Genomic DNA, 22,899 nt, shown 5'->3' on the forward strand with positions numbered 1-22,899 from the left:
CACGAGTGAGACATTACTTTGAATTCAAAATGATGGTTAACTACTCAGTAATAGCCCTATTGGCTACATTGGAATTAACACGCAGCCTCAACTTCTCGAGAGAGAAAGGTTTCCTCGAAAAATGTATTTAGCTTATCGATAACTTGCGTTGAGTGAGTATCGATAAAAAAGTGCCCCCCTTCAAAAGCATGACAATCAAACTCAAGGAATAAATCGGCCCACATTTCAATTTCTTTCGTTGATACCGCATCCTTTTTCCCATAAAACACTGTAACCGCAGAGGGAATTGTGGTTTTGCCTTGATATGAATACTGCCCAGCCACTTTAAAATCAGCACGAAGCATGGGTAAATATAGTTCCATCAGTTCACGATGCTCCAATATTTCCTTGGGTGTACCATTCATTTTCTCTAGCTCCAACATAAACTCTGGATCTGCATATTCATAAACTCTATCTTTGAAACACTGTCGCTGAGGACCTGCACTACCTGATGCAAAAAAATGTTGTGGCGCTCTCAACCCAAGCGCTAATGCTCTTCGTGCAACTTCGAAACCGATACGACTCCCCAAACTATGACCAAAAATCACATAATCATTAGATAACAGGTGGCTAATATTTGGAACAAGCCCATCAATCAACTCATCCATGTTGTCTATTGGAGCCTTATCAAAGTGCGCACCTCTTCCTGGTAGTTGAATAATATGCACCTCAACATGATCAGGCAATAATTTGGGCCAGGAACTAAACGAACCAGCGCTTCCTCCTGCGTAAGGAAAACATATTAGTTTAACAGTAGCCTTGGGTCTTGGACTTGGCGTTACATACCATTTATTCATCTATATACTCCCGAGAAACACTTTAAGCATTTAATTAAGTTGCTGACTCAATTGCTCTAAATCCATCTCCAATTGAAGGCTCACAGCTTGAGATTGTAAAAAGACGCCATCTAAACCATCAACTTTGCCGCGAGAATAACCTTGCTCATATGCCCATTTAATAAGTTGTAATTCTTTGCTTGATAACGATTTCGCAATTGGCATGCTGCGCCCCTTAGTCTTGTTGTAGAGTTTTACGTATTGTTTTTCTTCTGCTTTATCGAACATTTCAGCTACACCTCTGCTTCATTACACAAATATAGTGAAGCTGTTAATTGAAATGCCTCACCGTTTCGACAACACAAACATTACAGCTAATCCAGCACTTTTGGTAATTATGAAATGTTATTAAACCTCGTAGAACAAAAATCATAACAATATGAATCTTATAGATATTTTTTATTTTTTAAGAATCTAATGAAATAATAATTGCTGTAAAAGTGCTAGCATTTGTACTAAAAACCTGTCCAAAGCCACGAACAGCGCGACTTTGCACTGAATTATGATAATTTATTCAATATTACGCGTATTTATAAGCACTAAAAAATAGTGCGCAGCCATCGTTCACAAACTCAAAAACAATAAAAACATATCCATACATTTCAAATACTTAACAATGAAAGTTATTGAAAGAGCAAATCTTATCACCATCACTAAACCAAAATATCTAGTCAATTTTGGCTTTCAATTTTCAAAAAGAATAATAATCGAAACTAAAAAGAGATGCTTCGTAGCAGTGAATAAATTTAGGTAGTAGCCTAACTAAATCGGCTTTGCTACAATGAATCAAAATATTGGAATCCTCATTTTTAGGTCTAAAGCAGATACGTAATACGCAACGTATACCAAACTTGGTCTTGCAGTTGTTTTTATGCGCTCAGTCTATCGCTACCAGACCTGTTGTATTCCACTTTTAATTACTTAATTGAGCATAATTTCAATGTCTGAAAAACTAGAACAACTTATTTTATCCAACGTGAACAATAAAGAACTGTTTCACTCAGAGACATACGAATATCAATCGTTATTTCTCAGTTCAATCACCCCTGATGCATCAAATGCTAGGTTTCTACCATGTATTTTTTTGGAGGATGAACACGCCAAACAGTTTGTGACACGTAATATATCCAAAAATCAACTAAGTAAGATATATCAAGCTGAAGATCATGTCTTGATAGGAAAATCCTGCATCATTAACTGCCTAAAATATGGTAGTCCAGAATGGAAGAAAGCGAACTCAACTATAGAATCAATTGTCGAGTTAGGTGAAAACATCGCAGTCTCAGAAATGATCCAGGCGCCAACCGTTTATCCTGTAGCAGATGGCAGATACCAAATTCTAACAGGCCATCGGCGATTCTTTGCTCTTGTTTTCGCATATGGTTTTGGCCATGTTGCACAATTTAAAGTCTACGAGAGGAAGCCACTACTAGCCAAGGTAAAACAGTTTCAAGAAAATGCCAGCCGAGAAGATCTACCTCAATACGGTAAGCTTCAGGCATTTCTATCTGCGATGAGGGAAATAGATACACTTGATCAAGCACGGCTGAAAGTAGGTGAAAAGAAGCTAACTGTAAGAGACAAAGCTAAAAACTTGGGTATCTCGATGGGTGCTTTTGATAATTACAATGTTCTAACTAGATACCCTGAAGTTATCAATGCTTACGAAAAAGGCTTATCTCACTCTTTCGTCAGTGCAAAAAAAATCGTACTAAGCATCGAAAGTGATTACAAAGAGAAACACCAAAAAACCCAATTAAATCTGACGGATAGAAAGCATATCGGTGAAGTAATAAAACAAAAACTCACGGGGCAGAAACCAAGTTCAACCAAACCAAAAGCGTTCAACATAAAAGGAATTTCTTCTCCAGATGTGCTTAAAACCCTATTATTCACTGATGTGTCGACACTAGATACCCAGATAGATTGGGAACAATTGAACTGGCAAGACAGCCAAAGTGTCAATGATGCCATCACGCAATTAATTAAGTGTATAAACTCACGAGAGATAAAAGAGTAAGTAATACACCCAGTGAAGCAAGGCTTGATAAGGATTGTACGAGCCTTCAAAACTCTCGCTTTTGGTAGTAACTATAACAACAAAAGGCAACGATACAGAGCCAAGCTAATGCAATGAAACTTAGTATCGCAAAAATACTAAAGAGTAACCAGCGACCATAATTTAGCTCCAACCCGAATAGTAATGTTATCAATAACCAGCATGTAATTAGGAAGTATATTCCCCAATGAGGATGGCAAGTTTTAAAAAAGTTTCTTACTGTCAAATTTACAATTTCTTGACACGAAGCTCCAGCCAACTTATGTGCAGACACTTCAACTTTTTTATGAGTGATTAAGCTTAGTAACATATTCAAAATAGAAGCATAAGCTATCACCATTAACAACAATATACTTGGCTTTACTAAGTGCTCAAAAGCCTTTAGTTGAACATCTTTAGCCATATATTCCCAGCCATGACCCATTATTACTGCTATGCAACTCACCGTCACACCTTGTATTAGAAATACAAGGTTAGCTATGCGGCATTGCAGCACGGGATATGACTTGCGAGCAAGTACACGAGAGTAATCAACAGATGCAGCAAGGATAGCTGGATAAATGTTAGAGATAAAAACAACTGAAAACATGATTAATAGTAAACAGCATATCGTTGAAACGGAGTAAGGTTGAATGGTCAAACCTAATGTAAAAGCGCTAAAGTACAAAGCAAAGCATTCAATTAACACCAAAGAAACTAAACCAGCAAGAAATGTGAAAAACACGCTTTCAAGTAAAAACAAGCTAATGAGATCTACTTGACTCGCACCCAAGATTTTTCGGATGGTCATTTCTCTAGCTCTTGACTTAACGTACACCAAATTTGTACAGAGAGAGTTTAACAATACAACTATCAATACTATACCACTGAAGCCTACACCTAATACTTGAAATAAAAAAACTTCTGTAGACTGAGTAATCAAAATTGAAAGTGTAATTATTGTAAAGCCCGTAACGAGACATACAAAGTTAAATATAAAATAGCCAATCGTGAACGGCTTGAAGATACGAGAGGTGATCGATGCACTTTCCAACTTACTACTTCCTATTGCCATGCTTAAGTTAAGGCATAATTCTTTGCTTTCCTGAGCATTGACAACAGTTCCTTGTGTGCCATGAAAAATGTGTTTATCGAAGGACGAAACACAAACGACGTGTTATGCAACTCCTGGTAATGTATTTACATTATTGATATCTAACATAACTTGGCCATCAAGCAATCGTATTTTCCGACTGGCAAAATCACTTTCATTTTCAGAATGAGTGACCATGATAATAGTTGCACCTGCGCGATTGCATGCTTGCAACATCTGCAAAATTTCTGTGCTGTTGTTGGAATCTAAATTCCCTGTGGGCTCATCAGCTAAGATCACTTTAGGTTCGGTAACTAGTGCCCTTGCAATTGCAACCCTTTGTTGTTGTCCACCGGATAACTGGGTAGGTAAGTGCTCAGCTCGATGGTTCATACCAACACGCTTTAGTACTGCTTCAACCTTTTCCTTTCTTAGTGCAACAGGAGTGTTTTGGTAGAGTAGCGGCAGTTCTACATTTTCATATACGCTTAACTCGTCAATCAAATTGAAACTCTGGAAAATAAAACCAACAGAACCTCTTCGTAATTCGGCTAACTGCCTTTCATTGTATTCAACGATATTATGGCCAAAAAAATGTATCCTCCCAGAAGTTGGTTTATCAAGCATCCCCAAAATAGACAATAGGGTTGATTTTCCGCATCCAGATGGCCCCATTATGGCTAGAAACTCTCCTTGATTGATGTGTAGGCTCACTTCGTGTAGCGCCGTTGTTTCAAGCAATCCAGATTGAAACTTCCGACCTAAATTCTCAAGTTCAATCGTCACTTTTTTGCCTCCATTTTATCGTTTCAACTTGTAAGTGATGTGCTCATAACAATGTAAAGCATGGTTGGCACCTGCTGCACCTATCAAGTAACTTTATAGATTACTGCAAATTCACTTATGTTCCGCAATATTGATTCCACGAGATTTTATGCAATCTGCTTTATCAAAATAAAAATTAACTTCTTGCTGGGGATCAAGCCCAAGCAACTGGCTATTATAAGAGGGCAGCTCGAATGTCGTGAGCAGATGCTCTCCTGTAAACTTTGTCACAGTGAGTTCCACTTCTTCATTATTCAAGCAAAGCCAAAATGATCCATCAATCTGTGTTTGATCATACTGCGCCATATGAAGATCGACGACTGCCAATACTTTAGAGCTAGAGATAATTGAAACCAAAGATCCTACTTTTACCTCTTTGTTCAATTCATCATTCCCCATGATAAATTTTACAAATCCATCCTCTTGCGCTCTCACATCCTTAATTTGCGCTCCATGATCTGATTTATATTTCAATAATGTTTGCCCCTCTTTCACACGCTCTCCTGGTTTCACAGGAAATTCAACAACTAAAGCGTCTTCTTGAAAGTAATAAAATACCTCCGCTGGTTTTGTGACTTGAATATTCCCTATCAAATGTGATGATGTCAGCATCAATAGCGGTGCCAAACTAATGGAACTCAATACGTTCTCCTTGATGTTAAGATAAAATAGTAACTTGCTTTTCCTACCTGCTCAGGTTCCAGTTCCTTTGTGGTGCTGAATAACTGTGGTTAACCTGTTGTGTAGCTAGTAAAGTCATGTGTAATTGCTTCATTCGTGCCTTCTTCAGCACCATTATTTTCCTGAGGTGGATTAGGTACAGCCCCGCCTGCAATCTTACGGGTGTGAAGAAGTTCAATACCTTTGGTATTTGAAAGCTTTTTAAGTTGTTTCTTTTTTAGTGTTAACAGCATCGTCATATTCCTTAGCTTCTTGTTGTATTTATTTTTTAGTTTTTATGTTCACACTTGTAATGACTGAATCATCTGGGTGCCTAATTACAATAGCTAAGAGGCATGAAAATTAGTAATTATCAAAGCTTATTTTTGATATAAGATTCCTATGTAACACTTTGAATTTAAAGGTTTTAAAAAACATTCGGAACAGATATCATACTGGTAATGTTTAAAACCGCGGTTAATCGATGAAATGCTCTAAAAGTGGAGCAGAAACCTATAAAAATTGGTGTCTATCTAGCTATTCGATCTGAAGTCCAACAGATTAGGTAGCCCCACTCATCGTAAATGTGGAAGTAGACTGAGCTTTGATGGTGGATTCCTCAAACAACCAATTTCATGCTAACGATGTGAAAACCCTTTCGAATCGCTCGTCATTAAGTACAAAAACTTGCCATCTCGATAAGAAGTAAGTAACCGCCCTTCTAGCAGTCAGTTTTAGTGCTAACTGCGTTGAATTCACTTCCACCTTGCCTACAGGATGTAGGTACCTTAGCGAGAGCAGGACGTGGAAGCGGTGTTATTCCCAACACTGTCTGGCTAGCTAAGGGTATAATTTAATGTGGACTTAAAAACAATGAGTTAGCTCATTCCTTATCCAAACTTCAGTTTAAGTACTTGCTTTCATAGATCGTAGGAGGGAGAGTGAAGTTATTTACAACTGATGGGCTTACTGGGGAGAAGTATAGGTTTAGCTTAAGCTATATACATTATGCTTATGGCATAAGGTAACCTAATCTTCGGATATTAATGCCTTCCAAGCGTCCAGTTTCTGCGCTAATTACGTTGAGTTCACTCCCAACAATAATAGCCAGCGATTGGTGCGTAAATTCGCCTTGCCTATGAGGGGGTCGGTAGTCGGCTGGTGACAGAATGCGAGCGTGGACCTATTCCAACACTCTCTGACTAGCTAAAGAAGCAATCTAATGCAATTTTTAAATAATGGGTTACTTAAGCACTTATCCAAACTTCAGGTTTATTAGACTACAACCAATAAAAGTTCTTAAGGGGCTAAATTTTATTAATGGCAACATCCCGCATACTATGCACATAAAGGTCTTTTACTGAGTTGCCAATACCTGCTTAGTTAATCAAGACTAGTGCTCCGCTGTCTCTTCATATTTAAGTTGAAATAAGTGGTTATTGATAGGTTTAATCACATCAACGAGCAGCTTCCCTTCATGAAACTCTATTCCTTTAATCGTGCCTTGGCTTGGTAAGGTGAATATCAATTTGGTACTTTGTTTGGACTGGTAATCGATCTGGTAAATATTGTATCCATCAGTGTGATATATCATATTCCCAGCAACGGTTAATTTGTGTTTACTAAATGCCTTTGATAAAGGGATTTTAGCAATTGACTCACCAAGATTACGATCAAAAACTTCCACTTTGTCTTTAGTTGATAAAGAAACGTAGAGATCTTTGCTAATAGATGATAACCATAAAGCATCTTGAACGGGCAATGTCGAAACAAGGTCGCTTGCCTTTGAGTAAATAAATGCTTTATTTTTTGACTTATTCTCCGTTACATACGCAATATCACCATTATGTAAAAATTCCGCCGATATTACTCTCCCCGAAGTCTGAATACTTTCTTCTAACTTCCAACTTTGAGTATTATAGACTTCTAGGCGATCTTGAAACTTCAACAATATTTCATCAAATCCTTTTCGAGTTTCCACATCAAATGGCTCTTCAACAGAAAGGCGGCTCGCAACAACAGCGCCTTCAAGATCCAACTCAAACAATGTTGACTTACCATTCTCCACAGCAACAGCGAAATATCCATTTTCTTTCGGTGAAGAAGATCTGTGATAGGCTATTTCTTTTTGCAGCTCCGTAAAAGTTAAGCTCTCAATATCAAGCTCGTTTAGTTGGTGCAAATATGGATAACCCACCACAAGCATATTTTTCCAGTCAATAGATTGATAACTGGAATAGCGACTTTCCCCTAAAACTTGGATCGTATTAATCAGCTGTTTTGAGGTCAAAGAGTATTCATAAATCTTCTTTTCAAAAGGTTGCATCCAAATTAATGTATTTCTGGAACTATCATAATTTGCAGACCAAATTCGGCTTTTTGATTCATACAGCTTTACAAGGTTTCCACCCTCTGAGCCTGTCATATACAATTCAGAGTACCCTAATTGACGACGTTCAAAAAATACGCTATCGAGTGCCTCAGAGTAATGTAAAAAATGATCACCATGTGAATTGATATTTGGAGAAGTTATTTGAAATTCTTCGCCGGTGAGTAAGTTTCGGTTTACCAATGCCGATAGCTCGTCCCTATTTCGATAGTTGCTTTTTGTGTAAATGAAAGAGTTGTCTCCAACCCCCGTACCGAATGTAATACGCAATTCGCAATCAAATAACGGACTATTACTTGAACTAAAATCTCGACTTATTCTCCATACTTTACAACTCTTATTGGCAACATCGATTACTCGGTAAAACAAGAAAGAGCTATCTGATGCCCATCCCATTGGAAAGTAATGAAACTTCGCTTCTCCAACGCGCTGCTCTTTACCATCTCTTAAATCTTTAACAACCAAATAACTTTTGTCCTGTCCTTCAGGAATAAAAGAGAACGCTGCATAATTTTTATCTGGAGATAAAAGTAAAATATTGTACTGACCGTCCATCCAGGATAAAGCCTGTTCTTCATAGTGCTTATTTTTAAACTCAGGTATGACGTGTTGCTTATTCTCTTCTGATGCTGAATAAAAATATCCGAACCCGACAAGGCAGATCAGAACAAAACTAAAAATCGCTGCGAAAGCAAACTTTGAGTTTTTAGGCTTAAGCGGATCAGTTTCTATAACTAATGGAACTTCGGTCTTAGTAGCTGATGCCTCATAAACATCACTTTCTTCATGATAAATAACAATAGGCTCAACAAAGAAGCTGTAACCCTTACGATAGTGAGTTTTAACTATCGTTCCTTTTTGCCTATCTGACTTGAGTACTTTACGAAGCTCAGACATTGCTCTGTTAATGGCATTATCATCAACGTAATTCTGTCTCCAAACATCATCAATTAAATCCTGCCGTGTGATGATCTGATCGCAGTTAATTGCCAAGTAACAAAGGATATTGAATAAAAGAGGCTCTAATTCACGCTCGACTTCCCCATCGGATATGCATTGACGTCGCGGATCTAGTGTCCACTCGCCAAACTTCACTTCTTTTACCTTTCTGGGAAAATTTACTTCATTCATGATGAGCGCAATGTAATTATTATTAATTCCTTAATTTTATATAATGACACATTGAAAACAACTACTTATTACAAACAGATAAAAAAAGAACAAAAAAAACATCAACTTTACAAATTGGACAAATTACAACCAAGTACTTTAATACCAAAATACAAAATAAAACCCACAAAAAAGAACTAGAAATAGTTCAATTAGTAAACAAATAGTGCTCAATTTTAAATTTAAGTTAATTTTATGTGCTTTATAGTAAAGTATAAAAAAACCCACGCAATGCGTGGGTTTTTGATAACCAGATAGGCGGCTGCTTATTTTCGCAGCTGGCGTAGAAGGCGTAGTTGAGCAAGAGCTTCTTCAAGCTGCAATGCTGCACGCTGGTAATCCAGCTCGCTTGCAGTGCCTGAAGCTAATTGCGCCTGCGCTTCACGTTTAGCGCTCTCAGCAGCTTGCTCATCAATTTCATCCGCACGAATAGCCACATCCGCAAGAACGGTGACTGTTTGTGGTTGAACTTCAAGCGTACCGCCGGCAACGTAGATAACTTCTTCTGAGCTATCAGCTTTAACCAAACGTACCATACCAGGTTTTAGGCCAGTCAGTAGTGGCGCGTGGCCTGGGTGAATACCAAGCTCACCTTCACTACCTGTCACTTGAATCGTAGCCACTTCGCCAGAGAATAAACTCTGCTCTGCACTTACTACGTCAAGGTGTACTGTCATTGCCATAACAACCTCCTAATTACATGTTTTTAGCTTTATCAACTGCTTCGTCGATTGAGCCAACCATGTAGAATGCCTGCTCAGGCATATCATCGTAATCACCGTTTAAGATACCCTTAAAGCCAGAGATTGTGTCTTTAAGAGATACGTATTTACCAGGTGCACCTGTAAATACCTCAGCAACGAAGAATGGCTGAGATAGGAAACGCTGGATTTTACGTGCACGAGATACAACTTGCTTATCTTCGTCAGATAGCTCGTCCATACCTAGAATAGCGATGATGTCTTTCAGCTCTTTATAACGCTGTAGAACAGTTTGAACGCCACGCGCTGTGTCGTAGTGCTCTTGACCGATAACCTGTGGGTCAAGCTGACGTGAAGTTGAATCTAGAGGATCTACCGCAGGGTAGATACCAAGAGACGCGATATCACGAGAAAGTACTACTGTCGCATCTAAGTGAGCAAACGTGGTTGCTGGAGATGGGTCAGTCAAGTCATCCGCAGGTACGTATACCGCTTGGATTGAAGTGATTGAACCTGTCTTAGTTGATGCGATACGCTCCTGTAGAACACCCATTTCTTCAGCTAGTGTAGGCTGGTAACCTACCGCAGAAGGCATACGACCTAGAAGTGCTGATACTTCAGTACCTGCTAGTGTATAACGGTAGATGTTATCTACGAAGAATAGTACGTCACGACCTTCGTCACGGAACTTCTCAGCCATTGTAAGACCAGTTAGTGCAACACGTAGACGGTTACCCGGTGGCTCGTTCATCTGACCGTATACTAGCGATACTTTGTCTAGTACGTTTGAGTCATTCATCTCATGGTAGAAGTCATTACCCTCACGAGTACGCTCACCAACACCTGCGAATACTGAGTAACCGCTGTGCTCGATTGCGATGTTACGGATAAGTTCCATCATGTTTACGGTTTTACCTACACCCGCACCACCGAATAGACCAACTTTACCACCTTTAGCGAACGGACATACAAGGTCGATAACCTTAATACCAGTCTCTAGAAGTTCAACTGAGTTGCTCTGCTCTTCATATGTTGGTGCTGAACGGTGGATAGACCAACGCTCTTCTTCACCGATAGGACCTGCTTCATCAATCGCGTCACCAAGTACGTTCATGATACGACCTAGTGTTGCGGTACCAACTGGAACCTTAATTGGCTCAGCTGTACCTTGTACTGGAGTACCACGGCGTAGACCGTCAGTACTACCTAGTGCGATACCACGTACCACACCGCCACCTAGCTGCTGTTGCACTTCTAGTGTCAAACCAACTAAGTCGCCTTCTGTAACTTTTAGTGCGTCATATACGGCTGGCACGTTGTCTTGTGGAAACTCGATGTCCACAACGGCGCCGATAATTTGGACGACCTTACCTAAACTCATGTCTATTCCTCTTATTAAACTTTGCCGAAGCGTTATACGGCAGCCGAACCGCTCACAATCTCACTAATCTCTTGTGTGATTGCGGCTTGACGTGCCTTGTTGTATACCAGCTGTAGCTCATCAATCAGGCCACCTGCGTTGTCAGTTGCGGCTTTCATCGCAACCATACGGGCAGCTTGTTCAGAGGCAGCATTCTCAACTACACCTTGGTAGACCTGAGACTCAATAAAGCGCACAAGTAGTGTCTCTAAAATCGCCTCTGGGCTTGGCTCATATAGATAATCCCAAGCGTGAGCTGATACATCTTCTTCAGCTTTTGGCAAAGGTAATAACTGATCGATAACAGGCTCTTGTTTCATTGTGTTGACAAATTGGTTATACACAACGAATAAGCGGTCAATTTTGCCTTCTTCAAATGCTTTCAGCATTACTTTTACAGGACCAATAACATCCTGAACCGAAGGTGCATCTCCTAACCCGGTCTTCTTGGCTTCTAGTTCACCACCAAAACGTTTAAAGAAACCAGCAGCTTTGCTGCCCAGAGCTGCGAACGTCGCCTCAACCCCTTTGTCTTTCCACGCTTTTGCGTCTCTTACTACTTTTTTGAACTCGTTTGAGTTCAAACCACCACATAGACCACGGTCAGTAGAGATAACAATATAACCAACTCGCTTCACTTCACGTTCTTGTAAGAACGGGTGAGTGAAATCAAGATTAGCCTGAGCAACACGACCGATCACTTTGCGTAAGTTTTCAGCGTATGGACGACTAGACGCTACGCGTTCTTGTGCCTTCTTCATTTTAGAAGCGGCAACCATCTCCATTGCGCTGGTGATCTTTTGAGTATTCTTGATACTCCCGATCTTGCTTTTTATCTCTTTTCCGCTGGCCATGACTCTCTCTCCGAATCTCGGTGAGTAGTACCCTACTCACCTTAATAACACATTACCAAGTTTGCGTAGATTTGAACTTCTCTAGAAGTTCTTTAAGCTGCGCTTCGATCTCGGCGTTGTAGTTACCAGTTTCATTGATTTGAGCCATTAGCTCTGCGTACTCGCTCTTAGCAAATGCGATTAGGCTTGCTTCAAAATCAAGGATTTTGTTGATTTCGATGCCTTTTAAGAAGCCTTTCTCTACTGCAAATAGCGATAATGACATATCAGCAACAGACATTGGTGCGTACTGTTTCTGCTTCATTAGCTCTGTTACACGCTCACCGTGTTCAAGCTGTGCACGCGTTGCATCGTCAAGGTCAGAAGCGAACTGAGAGAACGCTGCTAGTTCACGGTACTGAGCTAGCGCTAGACGGATACCACCACCTAGTTTCTTAACGATTTTAGTTTGCGCTGCACCACCTACACGAGATACCGAGATACCAGCGTTAACCGCTGGACGGATACCTGCGTTGAACAAGTCAGTTTCCAAGAAGATCTGACCGTCAGTGATTGAGATAACGTTGGTAGGTACGAATGCAGAAACGTCACCACCTTGAGTTTCAATGATTGGCAATGCCGTCAATGAACCTGTTTTACCTTTTACTTCACCATTTGTGAACTTCTCAACGTAGTCAGCGTTTACACGTGACGCACGCTCTAGAAGACGTGAGTGAAGATAGAATACGTCACCTGGGTATGCTTCACGACCTGGTGGACGCTTAAGTAGTAGTGAGATTTGACGGTAAGCAACAGCTTGCTTAGACAGATCATCATATACGATTAGTGCATCTTCACCGCGGTCACGGAAGTATTCACCCATAGTACAACCAGAGAACGGCGCTAGGAATTGTAGCGCTGCAGATTCTGATGCAGAAGCAACTACTACGATAGTGTTTGCAAGTGCACCGTGCTCTTCTAGTTTACGTACTACGTTAGCAATTGTTGACGCTTTTTGACCAACCGCTACGTACACACACTTAACGCCTGTGTCTTTTTGGTTGATGATAGCATCGATTGCTAGTGCTGTTTTACCAGTCTGACGGTCACCGATCACAAGCTCACGCTGACCACGACCAACTGGGATCATCGCATCGATAGACTTATAACCAGTTTGTACTGGCTCATCTACTGATTGACGCTCGATTACGCCAGGTGCGATTTTTTCAACTGGTTCAAAACCATCGTTATCAACAGCGCCTTTACCGTCGATTGGCTCACCAAGTGTGTTAACAACACGACCTAGTAGGCCACGGCCTACTGGTACTTCAAGGATACGACCTGTTGATTTAACTTTTACGCCTTCTTTAAGGTCAGCGTATGGACCCATTACTACAGCACCTACTGAGTCACGCTCAAGGTTTAGTGCGATAGCATAACGGTTGCCAGGAAGCTCGATCATCTCACCCTGCATACAGTCAGCAAGACCGTGGATGCGGATGATACCGTCGGTAACAGATACGATAGTACCTTCGTTACGCGCTTCACTTACAACTTCAAACTGCTCAATGCGTTGCTTGATCAGTGCAGAAATTTCTGTGGAATTAAGTTGCATGCTCTTTTTCCCAATTACGATTGTAGCGACGTCGCAAGACGATCTAATTTGCCGCGAACAGAACCGTCAATTACGGTGTCACCGGCTTTAATCACAAGGCCACTTACAATGGCTTCGTCGATGCTACAATTCAGCTTAACTTTGCGTGCGAAACGTTTCTCAAGTGCCGCGACCAATTTTGCTTGCGCATCATCCGCAAGCGCTGTTGCCGAAACCACATCTACTTCGATTTCTTTGTCATAATCTGCTTTAAATTCAGCAAACAATTCTGCAACAGCTGGAATGGCAGCTAAACGCTCATTTTCGGCCATCAGCTTGATAAGGTTTTGACCTTGTTCGTTGAGTTGCTCTGCACATAACTTGATAATGATTTCAGACTGCTGTGTTTCAGTAGCAATGCTACCTAGTAGTGCCTGAACCTGCTCATCGCTGGTAACTTGACCAGCGAAGAACAGCATTTCATTCCAAGCTTCAACTGTGCCTTTTTCAACGGCAAGTTCAAAAGCCGCTTTAGCGTATGGGCGAGCGATAGTAGTCAATTCAGACATGCTCATACCCCCTGCTTAAAGCTCAGCGACAAGTTTTTCAACGATGTCACTGTGTGTGGCTTGATTGATTTCACGCTCTAAAATCTTCTCAGCGCCTGCGATAGAAAGTGCAGCGACTTGTGAACGCAGCTCTTCTTTCACACGGTTGCGCTCAGACTCAATTTCAGAGTGTCCCTGAGCAATGATTTTTTCACGCTCTTGCTGACCACGAGTTGTCTCTTCGTCAACAATTAGCGCAGCACGCTTCTTAGCTTGTTCGATGATTTCAGCCGCTTGTGCTTTCGCTTCTTTCAGCTGTTCAGCGCCTTGTGCACGTACGCGCTCAAGTTCTTTTTCAGCTTCATCAGATGCTGCTAAACCATCTTCAATTTTCTTTTGGCGAGCTTCAATCGCACCATTTAGTGGTGGCCATACGAACTTCATACAGAACCATACGAAGACCACAAATGCGATTAATTCACCTATTAGAGTGGCGTTTAAGTTCACGACCGCTCCTCCTTACTTGACAGTTGTTCGTTTCAGGTATTTTGCAATATTAAAGAGCGAACAACATGTACATAGCGATACCTACACCGATCATTGCAACGGCATCGATAAGACCAGCTAGGATGAACATTTTAACTTGTAGTGAAGGCGCAAGCTCAGGCTGACGAGCACATGCTTCTAGGAACTTACCACCCATGTTACCGAAGCCTAGTGCAGTACCGATAGCACCAAAACCGATTAGTAGTGCAACAGCGATAAGTTTAATAGCAACTGCGATTTCCATTTTTATCTCCAAAGTTTTAATAGTAAATTAAAGTTTAAGTTTAAATTTAAGTTGTAAAAATCTTTATTATTCAGCTAATTAGTGACTCTCTGTACTAGCCATGCTGAGGTAAACGATAGTCAGCATCATAAATACGAATGCTTGCAGCACGATTACCATAATGTGGAATACTGCCCACACGAAGTGCAGTGGTAACTGCATCAAACCAATTGCACCGATAAGGATGAAGATCATCTCACCTGCGTATAAGTTACCGAACAAACGTAGTGCTAGCGAGAACGGCTTAGCAACCAATGCGATTGTTTCAAGTAGTAAGTTAAACGGGATCAACACAGCCATCATTAGTTTGTTTTTAGAGCTAAATGGGTGCAATGTTAATTCTGCAATAAAGCCACCGATGCCTTTGATTTTAATAGAATAACCGATCATCAGAATAAACACGCCTAGCGCCAGTGCCGCTGTCATGTTTAAATCTGTTGTAGGTACAATCTTCATGTACACATCGTGTGGATCCATACCAAATGCTTGTTCACCAACAAAGCCAGCGAATGCAGGTAGGAAGTCAACTGGAACTAAGTCCATCAAGTTCATTAGGAATACCCAAACGAAGATCGTTAGGGCTAAAGGTGCAACTAACTTGCTGTTACCGTGATATGTGTCACGTACGTTGGCACCAACGAACTCAACAACCATTTCGATAAAGCACTGGAATTTACCAGGAACACCTATAGTGGATTTTTTAGCGGCACTTCGGAAGATCCATAAAAATATCAGACCTAAACCGATTGACCATGCGAGGGTATCTACATGCCATGTCCAGAAACCACTATCCGCACATGCTTTGTTGAAGGCAAGACCGGCATCGGTCGAGCACATCTTGGCATTGGTCAAGTGGTGCTGAATATGGCTTGATAGAGTAACTTCTTCTGCAGCCATGTTTTATCCCAAAAGTTAATGATTAAAAAAAATCAGGACCAACCATTGTGTCAGCATCACGAGCATATACGCGCCAAAAAAAGGCAGCATCATTACTGAAAAATGCTTAAAAATCAGTGCAAAGAGCACAACAGTTAGCAAAAATTTTAATCCATTTCCTCGTTTTATCGAGGAATATACTTGATTTGCTTTGCTCGCACCCATAAATCGAAAGGCGTAAGCAGCAAATACAAAATTAGGGAGTACCAACACAGCACCGCCAGCGAATGCTGAAACTCCGGCTTGTACTCCCCAACCTATAAAAACGATTACTGCAGCGACTAATGCTACGATACCCTGAATCAAAACACCTTGTAATGCGGCTCGCCTGTATGGGCGGGCTAACGAATGAGTCACTTTATATTAACCTTAATGGCGTTAAATTTTATCAGGGTATGAAAACTGGCGAAATTATACTTGTTTCTGCTTAATTTGCAACTTGACGAGACGAAATGTGACGCTTTTTGGACGCCAAATAGGTCAAAATTTGTTAGGGAGGAAAGCTTAAATTAAAGCCTATGCAAGAGTGGCTACTTTTCCATCAAAGTTATTAGTATTCTCGATATTTCGCAGCATATCGGTAAGGAAATAGCGGCGCAAAATAAAGCACCGCATTCACGTATTAGACAAGTAGTTAAGTTTATAGTTAGTCAGCTTCATTCATTTCAGGGTTAATACGCCCCAAAATACCATCAAGCTCATCCAAGCTAGCGTAGGAAATAACCAGTTTACCTTTGCCTTTTTGGTTGTAATTGATCTCAACTTTTGCGCCTAAGTTTTCCTGTAATTGCTGTTCAAGTAGCTTCACATCAGGATCCTTTTGCTTCGCTTCTTTTTTCTCAACAGGCTCTAAAATGGTACGAACCAGTTTTTCAGTTTCTCTTACGGTTAACCCTTTGGCCACAGCGGTTCTTGCCGCTTCAGATTGCGCCTCCCCAGTTAGGGCAAGTAAACAACGAGCATGGCCCATTTCTATGTCGCCATGCTCTAACAAGATTTTTACATCATCGTTGAGATTGTTGAGACGAAGTAAATTGGTGACCGTCGTACGCGATTTACCCACCGCATCGGCAACTTGCTGATGCGTGAGTTCAAATTCATTTAGCAAGCGATCTAGAGCAATTGCTTCTTCCATTGCATTGAGGTCTTCACGCTGAATGTTTTCAATAAGCGCAATCGCAACAGCCGCTTCATCCGGCACGTCTTTGATTAAACAAGGAACGGTATCTTGCTTTGCCAACTGTGCCGCACGCCAACGTCTTTCACCGGCAATAATTTCAAAGCTTTGCGTGGCAACTTTACGCACCACAATAGGCTGTAAAATCCCCTGTGAACGGATCGAACTGGCCAGCTCCTCAAGTGCTTGTTCAGACATATCTTTACGCGGCTGATATTTACCCGGCTTCAGCCACTCAATAGGTAATCGTTGTAACTCTTGTTCAACCGCCGATTCAGCAGGCGCTTCAGCAGGCGCTTCACTGACAGTCGCAACTACTTCTTCTTGATTAGGCACAGGTGCCGCAGCACTTGGATTAGGTTTAGCTGAGCTGAGTAGGGCATCCAACCCTCGGCCTAAACCACGTTTTTTAACCGACATGTTCTTTTTATCCTCTTAGGCAACCGCAGCGGCTTGTTTTTCTTTGCGCCTTAGCATTTCACCCGCTAGCGCTAGATAAGCTTTCGCACCGCTTGATGCTCTATCATAATACATCGCAGGCGCTCCAAAACTTGGCGCCTCCGCTAACCGAACATTACGAGGGATCACAGTCCGGTACACTTTATCGCCAAAGTGTTGTTTTAACTGCTCAGATACGTCGTTAGCTAAACGATTACGCGGGTCATACATAGTGCGTAAAATGCCTTCAATTTGCAATCCTGGATTCACCAACTTACCGAGTTGGGTAATGGTGTCCATTAAAGCCGTTAACCCCTCCAGTGCATAATATTCACACTGCATCGGAACTAAAACCGCATCGGCGGCAGCCATGGCATTTACCGTTAGCATATTTAATGAAGGTGGACAGTCGATGAATATATACTCATATTTATCTTTTATCGTCTCAAGGGCGTTGCGTAGTCTCACTTCACGCGCAAACAACTCCATCAGTTTGACTTCTGCCGCGGTTACATCTCCATTGGCTGCGATCAAATGATATTCACCACTGGTTTCTGTGGTGATCACTTGATCCATTGGCGCTTCTTCGATCAACAGATCATAGACCGTAGCGACATCGGCGTATTTATCGACGCCACTGCCCATGGTTGCATTGCCTTGGGGATCGAGATCGATCAACAGAACTTTACGTTTAGTCGCCGCCATGGACGCGGCTAAATTCACCGCAGTGGTTGTTTTACCAACACCACCTTTTTGGTTTGCTATTGCAATGACTCTTGCCACATTGTCCTCGACAATTAATCTTTAGAAAGAATGATTAAATGGCGCTCACCTTCAAGCTTGGGCACCACTAAACTAATATCTTGCGATAAACTCACGCCGTTTGGTAGGTGTTTTAGCTCATCCGCAGGGTATTGACCCTTCAGTGCTAAGAATACACCTTGGTTATCGATTAAATGTGAACACCACTGGATCATATCTTGTAGTGATGCAAAAGCACGGCTGAGTACACCGTCTAATTTAACACTTGGCTGATATTCTTCAACTCGAGACTGCACAGGGGTTACATTCTCAATGCCAAGCCCATGTTTTACCTGCATTAAAAATCGAACTCTTTTACCAAGGCTATCAAGAAGAACAAAATTGATGTCCGGTCTAGCTATCGCTAAAACCATACCCGGTAAACCCGGTCCGGTGCCAACATCAATATAGTTACTGCCCGTTAGGTGTGGCGCAACAACCAAAGAATCCATGATGTGTTTTACCATCATTTCTTTAGGGTCGCGAACGGATGTGAGGTTGTAGGCTTTGTTCCATTTATCCAGCAGCTGGACATATTCGACCAACTGCTGCTTTTGTTGTTCGCTGAGCTCAATTGAGGTGTCAGCGAGTAATTCATTCAATTGTTCTAATAACACAGTGTTCCACTGCTATTACGCCGACTTACGTAATAGCCCTTGCTTTTTCAGATACACTAATAATAGCGAAATAGCAGCAGGGGTGATACCAGAAATACGTGAAGCTTGGCCAATCGTTTGTGGACGAGCATCACTTAGCTTTGCCACAACCTCATTTGACAGGCCGCTTACCTGGCCATAATCAAACTCAGCAGGCAGTAATGTCTCTTCATGACGAAGCTGCTTATTAATCTCATCTTGTTGACGCGCAATGTAACCGGCGTACTTAGTTTGGATCTCAACCTGCTCAAGGGCTGGAATATTATCAAACTCAGATCCTAACCCTTCAATTGCCATCAGGTCGTGATAATTCACCTCTGGACGGCGGATCAGATCTTCAAGACTGGCTTCGCGTACTAGTGGCTTTTTCAGCAGTTCGTTTACCGCTTCAAGTGCAGGGTGATCTTTATGGATCCAAGTATTGCGCAGACGCTGTGCTTCTTGCTCCATAATTTCAAGTTTATCGTTGTATGCAGCCCAGCGTTCATCGTCAACTAAACCTAATTCGCGACCTTTTTCCGTTAAACGTAAATCCGCATTGTCTTCACGCAGTAACAAACGGTATTCAGCACGAGAGGTAAACATACGATAAGGTTCTTTTGTACCCAAAGTTGCTAAGTCGTCAATCAACACGCCAGCATAAGCTTCATCACGGCGCGGTGTCCATGCTTCACGGCCTTGAACTTGAAGAGCTGCGTTCATACCCGCAATCAACCCTTGTGCGCCAGCTTCTTCATAACCGGTTGTACCGTTTATTTGACCTGCGAAGAATAAGCCATTGATAAACTTAGTTTCTAATGATTGCTTTAGGTCTCTAGGATCGAAGAAGTCATACTCAATTGCATAGCCAGGACGACAAATATGCGCATTCTCAAAGCCTTTAATAGAACGCACGATCTCCAGTTGGATATCAAATGGTAAGCTGGTGGAGATACCATTAGGATATAGCTCGTATGATGTTAAACCTTCAGGTTCTACGAAGATCTGATGCTTTTCTTTATCAGCAAAACGCACAATTTTATCTTCAATTGAAGGGCAGTAACGTGGACCAATCCCCTCAATCACGCCAGCATACATCGGCGAACGATGTAAGTTCTTGCGGATCACATCATGGGTTTTTTCATTGGTATAGGTGATATAACAAGGGATCTGTTTTGGATGATCAGACACTTTGCCCATAAACGAGAAAACCGGAGTAGGGGTATCGCCTGGTTGCTCTTGCATCACTGAAAAATCTACCGTTCTTGCATCGATACGTGGTGGTGTACCCGTTTTTAGGCGATCAACTCGAAACGGCATTTCCCGTAAACGCTCAGCTAAAGCGATAGAAGGAGGATCGCCAGCACGGCCGCCTTTAAAGTTTTCTAAACCAATATGGATCTGGCCACCCAAGAAAGTACCAACCGTTAGCACCACTGAAGAAGCACTAAAGCGTAAACCCATTTGAGTTACGACACCTTTGACCTGATCGCCTTCAACAATCAGATCATCACAAGATTGTTGGAAGATCTTTAAGTTTTCTTGATGTTGCAAAATGTCTTGGATCGCAGCTTTATACAATGCGCGATCTGCCTGAGCACGAGTCGCTCGTACCGCTGGGCCTTTCGATGAATTAAGCGTTCTAAATTGGATCCCACCTTTGTCGATTGCTTTGGCCATTGCACCACCAAGCGCATCGATCTCTTTAACCAAATGACCTTTACCAATCCCACCAATAGCTGGATTACACGACATTTGGCCTAAGGTATCCATATTGTGTGTTAACAATAAGGTATTCATACCCATACGTGCAGCTGCAAGTGCAGCTTCAGTGCCTGCGTGTCCACCACCAACAACGATGACATCAAAATGTTCATGATAAATCATTTACGGGATCCTACTTAAAACAACCGAGCAAATTTAGAAAGGATGCGTATTCTACCTAGAATTAACCAGAAGTGAAATGGTTAAACTTTGCACAACGCAAAAAAGAGATCACTTAAAATATATAAGGATCTTTTTAAAGATCTTTATTGATCTTACTACTACTGATCCTTTGATCTGTGAATAGTTTTGTATTCCTGTTTAGATCCAACTGCTTAACTAAGATCAATTGGTGTGAATTAGATCGGATCAACGGGCTTAAAACCTTTGATCAACTTGCCACTTTATTCACATGGCGAGATCTGAATTATTTTATCCAATGGATAAGTAAGCGTAGATCAGCAGTTAGATCATAGGTTATCCACAATACGATCTAAAATAGACTGAATTTGTGAATAACTTCTGTGTATTTCAATGTTGCAGCGTTAAGCGACACATTCAACAAACTTAGGTAACCAAGCAATAGCGGTATCTTCTGGTAGATCTGGGTGTAAAACATCGATCTTTTCAATGTCTAACAACTGTGTCGCACCTTTTTCTTTAAGTAGATCAGCAAGATTAATAGCTGCATGATTAAAGGTGTCATAACTTGAATCACCAATTCCCACAACCGCAAAGCGTAACTGGCTTAGATCCGAGCTCGCGTTTAACGCTGATATAAAAGGTAATAAGTTTTCTGGATAGTCACCGGCCCCATAGGTTGATGTCACCACCAGCCACAGTGCTTGTTGACAAGCTTCAAGCTCGGGTTTTTCATGCAAATTCACGGTATAACCTTGAGATTCAAGCGATTCCATAAGCTGTTCAGCAACGTATTCTGCTGATCCCATTTGGCTGCCTACAATAAGATCTAAATTTTGCATTGTTACCCTCACCTAAGTCGTATTGCGCGCCATCTTAGCGTTTAACGTGAATATGTAAAGAGGGCTTTGAGGTTATTGGATAAAAATATTTGCACAAATAGTGTGTAATTTTTAGTGTTTTTACTTATCTATATGAAATGAAAGCAGAAAATAAAATATTCCTAAGTTTAACTCGGTGATTTATTTGTGGATAATCTATGGGATAGCTGAGCCTAAAAATACTTTTTTAAGCCAAGGCGCATGTTTGAAACGGTAAGATCTCCGCTGCTTTTGAACAAATTTTGAGGTTGTGGATGAGGTGTTGTGGATAACGATCTAAAAGCTGGAAGTCGATCCAGACTTTTAGATCTATATAGTTAGATCCATATAATAAAAGAATCTAAAAAAACGGTCAGATCTTGGGATTAATTTAGTTTGACAGCCAAGTTGTGCGGACTGATTGTTCAAATAAGAAGTCTACAACATGTTCTTCGAGCAGCCTTCTGGTGGCTGATTCTTGTAGTGCAATCAGATGATCGCTGAGAGCATTACCCGATGAGATACGTTTGACTCCTAACTCTGCTAACGCCTGTTTATCACTAAATCCGGGCAACAGCATCACATTAACTGGAATTGAAAGCAGGGCTGTTAGGTGTTTTATCATGGTGGTGTTGGTTAAACCGGGAATAAAAAAGCCATCGCAACCTGCTGCTTGATAGGCGAGTGCACGCTCATGCAGCGCCGCTTCAGTCCACTGTGGTTGTAAGCAAAGATCGCAACCGCCATGACGTAAAGCTTGTTTGATTGCCTGCAATAACGCTTGGTGTGCCTTTATATCGCGTAAGCTGTTCTGGTGACTGGGCTTGTCTTCAATATTGATACCTGCAACGCCAAGGTCGGCCAATTGGATAATATGGTTGATGATCTGATTTTGATCCGCGCTGTAGCCTGCCTCAATATCAACACTTAATGGAATAGTGATCACCTTAAGAATGGCACTTACTGTTTGTAGTACACGGTCAAATGTGAGTTGTTCTCCATCTTTTTAACCTGAGGTTTGGATAAGAAATGAGCTAACTCATTATTTTTAAAATCATATTAAATTATTTCCTTGTCTAGCCAGAGAGTTTTGGGGATAGCTAGGCGAATTTACGCACCAATAGCTGGCTATTGGAAGTGAATTCAACGCAGGTAGCGCTAAAACGGGCTGG

The 22,899-nt window shown here is 41.4% G+C and carries 22 protein-coding genes and 1 pseudogene; 1 reads left to right on the forward strand and 22 read right to left on the reverse strand.

Annotated features, from left to right (window positions below; translation table 11 throughout):
• Window positions 1-74 precede the first annotated feature (74 nt).
• Window positions 75-836, reverse strand: coding sequence for a thioesterase II family protein (locus CWC03_RS02575; RefSeq protein WP_138580460.1), 762 nt, complete (start codon window positions 834-836; stop codon window positions 75-77).
• A gap of 30 nt (window positions 837-866) precedes the next feature.
• Window positions 867-1,103: a hypothetical protein gene (locus CWC03_RS02580; RefSeq protein WP_010376902.1), complete on the reverse strand. Its 237-nt coding sequence runs from the start codon at window positions 1,101-1,103 to the stop codon at window positions 867-869.
• A 712-nt stretch (window positions 1,104-1,815) separates the two neighbouring features.
• On the opposite strand from CWC03_RS02580, the gene CWC03_RS02585 reads away from it, so the two are divergent.
• Window positions 1,816-2,895, forward strand: coding sequence for a ParB/RepB/Spo0J family partition protein (locus tag CWC03_RS02585; protein WP_138580461.1), 1,080 nt, complete (start codon window positions 1,816-1,818; stop codon window positions 2,893-2,895).
• Between the two features lie 46 nt (window positions 2,896-2,941).
• On the opposite strand, the gene CWC03_RS02590 is transcribed toward CWC03_RS02585, so the two are convergent.
• The 20 genes and pseudogenes from CWC03_RS02590 to CWC03_RS02685 all read right to left on the reverse strand — a co-directional run.
• Window positions 2,942-3,967, reverse strand: coding sequence for an ABC transporter permease (locus CWC03_RS02590; RefSeq protein WP_249313926.1), 1,026 nt, complete (start codon window positions 3,965-3,967; stop codon window positions 2,942-2,944).
• Window positions 3,968-4,090: 123 nt separating this feature from the next.
• On the reverse strand, window positions 4,091-4,792 hold the full coding sequence (locus CWC03_RS02595; RefSeq protein WP_249313927.1) for an ABC transporter ATP-binding protein: 702 nt from the start codon (window positions 4,790-4,792) through the stop codon (window positions 4,091-4,093).
• Window positions 4,793-4,903: 111 nt separating this feature from the next.
• Complete coding sequence (locus CWC03_RS02600) at window positions 4,904-5,473, reverse strand: hypothetical protein (RefSeq protein WP_138580463.1); 570 nt, start codon at window positions 5,471-5,473, stop codon at window positions 4,904-4,906.
• Between the two features lie 89 nt (window positions 5,474-5,562).
• Window positions 5,563-5,745 (reverse strand): hypothetical protein, encoded by a 183-nt coding sequence (locus CWC03_RS02605; RefSeq protein ID WP_138580464.1) that lies wholly within the window; start codon window positions 5,743-5,745, stop codon window positions 5,563-5,565.
• Between the two features lie 1,139 nt (window positions 5,746-6,884).
• Window positions 6,885-9,011 (reverse strand): winged helix-turn-helix domain-containing protein, encoded by a 2,127-nt coding sequence (locus CWC03_RS02610; RefSeq protein ID WP_138580465.1) that lies wholly within the window; start codon window positions 9,009-9,011, stop codon window positions 6,885-6,887.
• Window positions 9,012-9,316: 305 nt separating this feature from the next.
• Complete coding sequence (locus CWC03_RS02615) at window positions 9,317-9,733, reverse strand: F0F1 ATP synthase subunit epsilon (protein ID WP_138580466.1); 417 nt, start codon at window positions 9,731-9,733, stop codon at window positions 9,317-9,319.
• A 13-nt stretch (window positions 9,734-9,746) separates the two neighbouring features.
• Complete coding sequence (atpD, locus tag CWC03_RS02620) at window positions 9,747-11,132, reverse strand: F0F1 ATP synthase subunit beta (protein ID WP_138580467.1); 1,386 nt, start codon at window positions 11,130-11,132, stop codon at window positions 9,747-9,749.
• 32 nt (window positions 11,133-11,164) lie between these two features.
• Entirely contained in the window at window positions 11,165-12,025 is an 861-nt protein-coding gene (atpG, locus tag CWC03_RS02625; protein WP_138580468.1) for a F0F1 ATP synthase subunit gamma, read from the reverse strand.
• A gap of 52 nt (window positions 12,026-12,077) precedes the next feature.
• The gene (atpA, locus tag CWC03_RS02630) at window positions 12,078-13,619 is read right to left on the reverse strand and encodes a F0F1 ATP synthase subunit alpha (protein WP_128727187.1); all 1,542 of its coding nucleotides are present in this window, start codon (window positions 13,617-13,619) and stop codon (window positions 12,078-12,080) included.
• 14 nt (window positions 13,620-13,633) lie between these two features.
• Window positions 13,634-14,167 carry a F0F1 ATP synthase subunit delta gene (gene atpH / locus CWC03_RS02635; protein ID WP_125253645.1) on the reverse strand — a complete coding sequence of 178 codons (534 nt, stop codon included), beginning with the start codon at window positions 14,165-14,167 and terminating at the stop codon, window positions 13,634-13,636.
• Window positions 14,168-14,182: 15 nt separating this feature from the next.
• Entirely contained in the window at window positions 14,183-14,653 is a 471-nt protein-coding gene (atpF, locus tag CWC03_RS02640; protein WP_010376882.1) for a F0F1 ATP synthase subunit B, read from the reverse strand.
• Between the two features lie 49 nt (window positions 14,654-14,702).
• Window positions 14,703-14,936, reverse strand: a complete 234-nt coding sequence (gene atpE, locus CWC03_RS02645) for a F0F1 ATP synthase subunit C (protein WP_010376881.1) — start codon at window positions 14,934-14,936, stop codon at window positions 14,703-14,705.
• Between the two features lie 78 nt (window positions 14,937-15,014).
• Window positions 15,015-15,872, reverse strand: a complete 858-nt coding sequence (gene atpB, locus CWC03_RS02650) for a F0F1 ATP synthase subunit A (protein WP_138580469.1) — start codon at window positions 15,870-15,872, stop codon at window positions 15,015-15,017.
• A 15-nt stretch (window positions 15,873-15,887) separates the two neighbouring features.
• The gene (locus CWC03_RS02655; protein ID WP_119232245.1) at window positions 15,888-16,268 is read right to left on the reverse strand and encodes an ATP synthase subunit I; all 381 of its coding nucleotides are present in this window, start codon (window positions 16,266-16,268) and stop codon (window positions 15,888-15,890) included.
• Window positions 16,269-16,557: 289 nt separating this feature from the next.
• Window positions 16,558-17,508, reverse strand: a complete 951-nt coding sequence (locus CWC03_RS02660; protein WP_138580470.1) for a ParB/RepB/Spo0J family partition protein — start codon at window positions 17,506-17,508, stop codon at window positions 16,558-16,560.
• Window positions 17,509-17,523: 15 nt separating this feature from the next.
• Complete coding sequence (locus tag CWC03_RS02665) at window positions 17,524-18,309, reverse strand: ParA family protein (protein ID WP_010376876.1); 786 nt, start codon at window positions 18,307-18,309, stop codon at window positions 17,524-17,526.
• A gap of 14 nt (window positions 18,310-18,323) precedes the next feature.
• Entirely contained in the window at window positions 18,324-18,944 is a 621-nt protein-coding gene (gene rsmG, locus CWC03_RS02670; RefSeq protein WP_138580471.1) for a 16S rRNA (guanine(527)-N(7))-methyltransferase RsmG, read from the reverse strand.
• 15 nt (window positions 18,945-18,959) lie between these two features.
• Window positions 18,960-20,849 carry a tRNA uridine-5-carboxymethylaminomethyl(34) synthesis enzyme MnmG gene (mnmG, locus tag CWC03_RS02675; protein ID WP_138580472.1) on the reverse strand — a complete coding sequence of 630 codons (1,890 nt, stop codon included), beginning with the start codon at window positions 20,847-20,849 and terminating at the stop codon, window positions 18,960-18,962.
• Between the two features lie 422 nt (window positions 20,850-21,271).
• Window positions 21,272-21,709: an FMN-binding protein MioC gene (gene mioC / locus CWC03_RS02680; protein ID WP_138580473.1), complete on the reverse strand. Its 438-nt coding sequence runs from the start codon at window positions 21,707-21,709 to the stop codon at window positions 21,272-21,274.
• 409 nt (window positions 21,710-22,118) lie between these two features.
• Window positions 22,119-22,721: pseudogene (locus tag CWC03_RS02685) on the reverse strand (isocitrate lyase/phosphoenolpyruvate mutase family protein); the annotation flags it as partial.
• Window positions 22,722-22,899 lie beyond the last annotated feature (178 nt).

This window comes from Pseudoalteromonas sp. S2755, assembly GCF_005886535.1.
Taxonomy (GTDB): Bacteria; Pseudomonadota; Gammaproteobacteria; order Enterobacterales; family Alteromonadaceae; genus Pseudoalteromonas.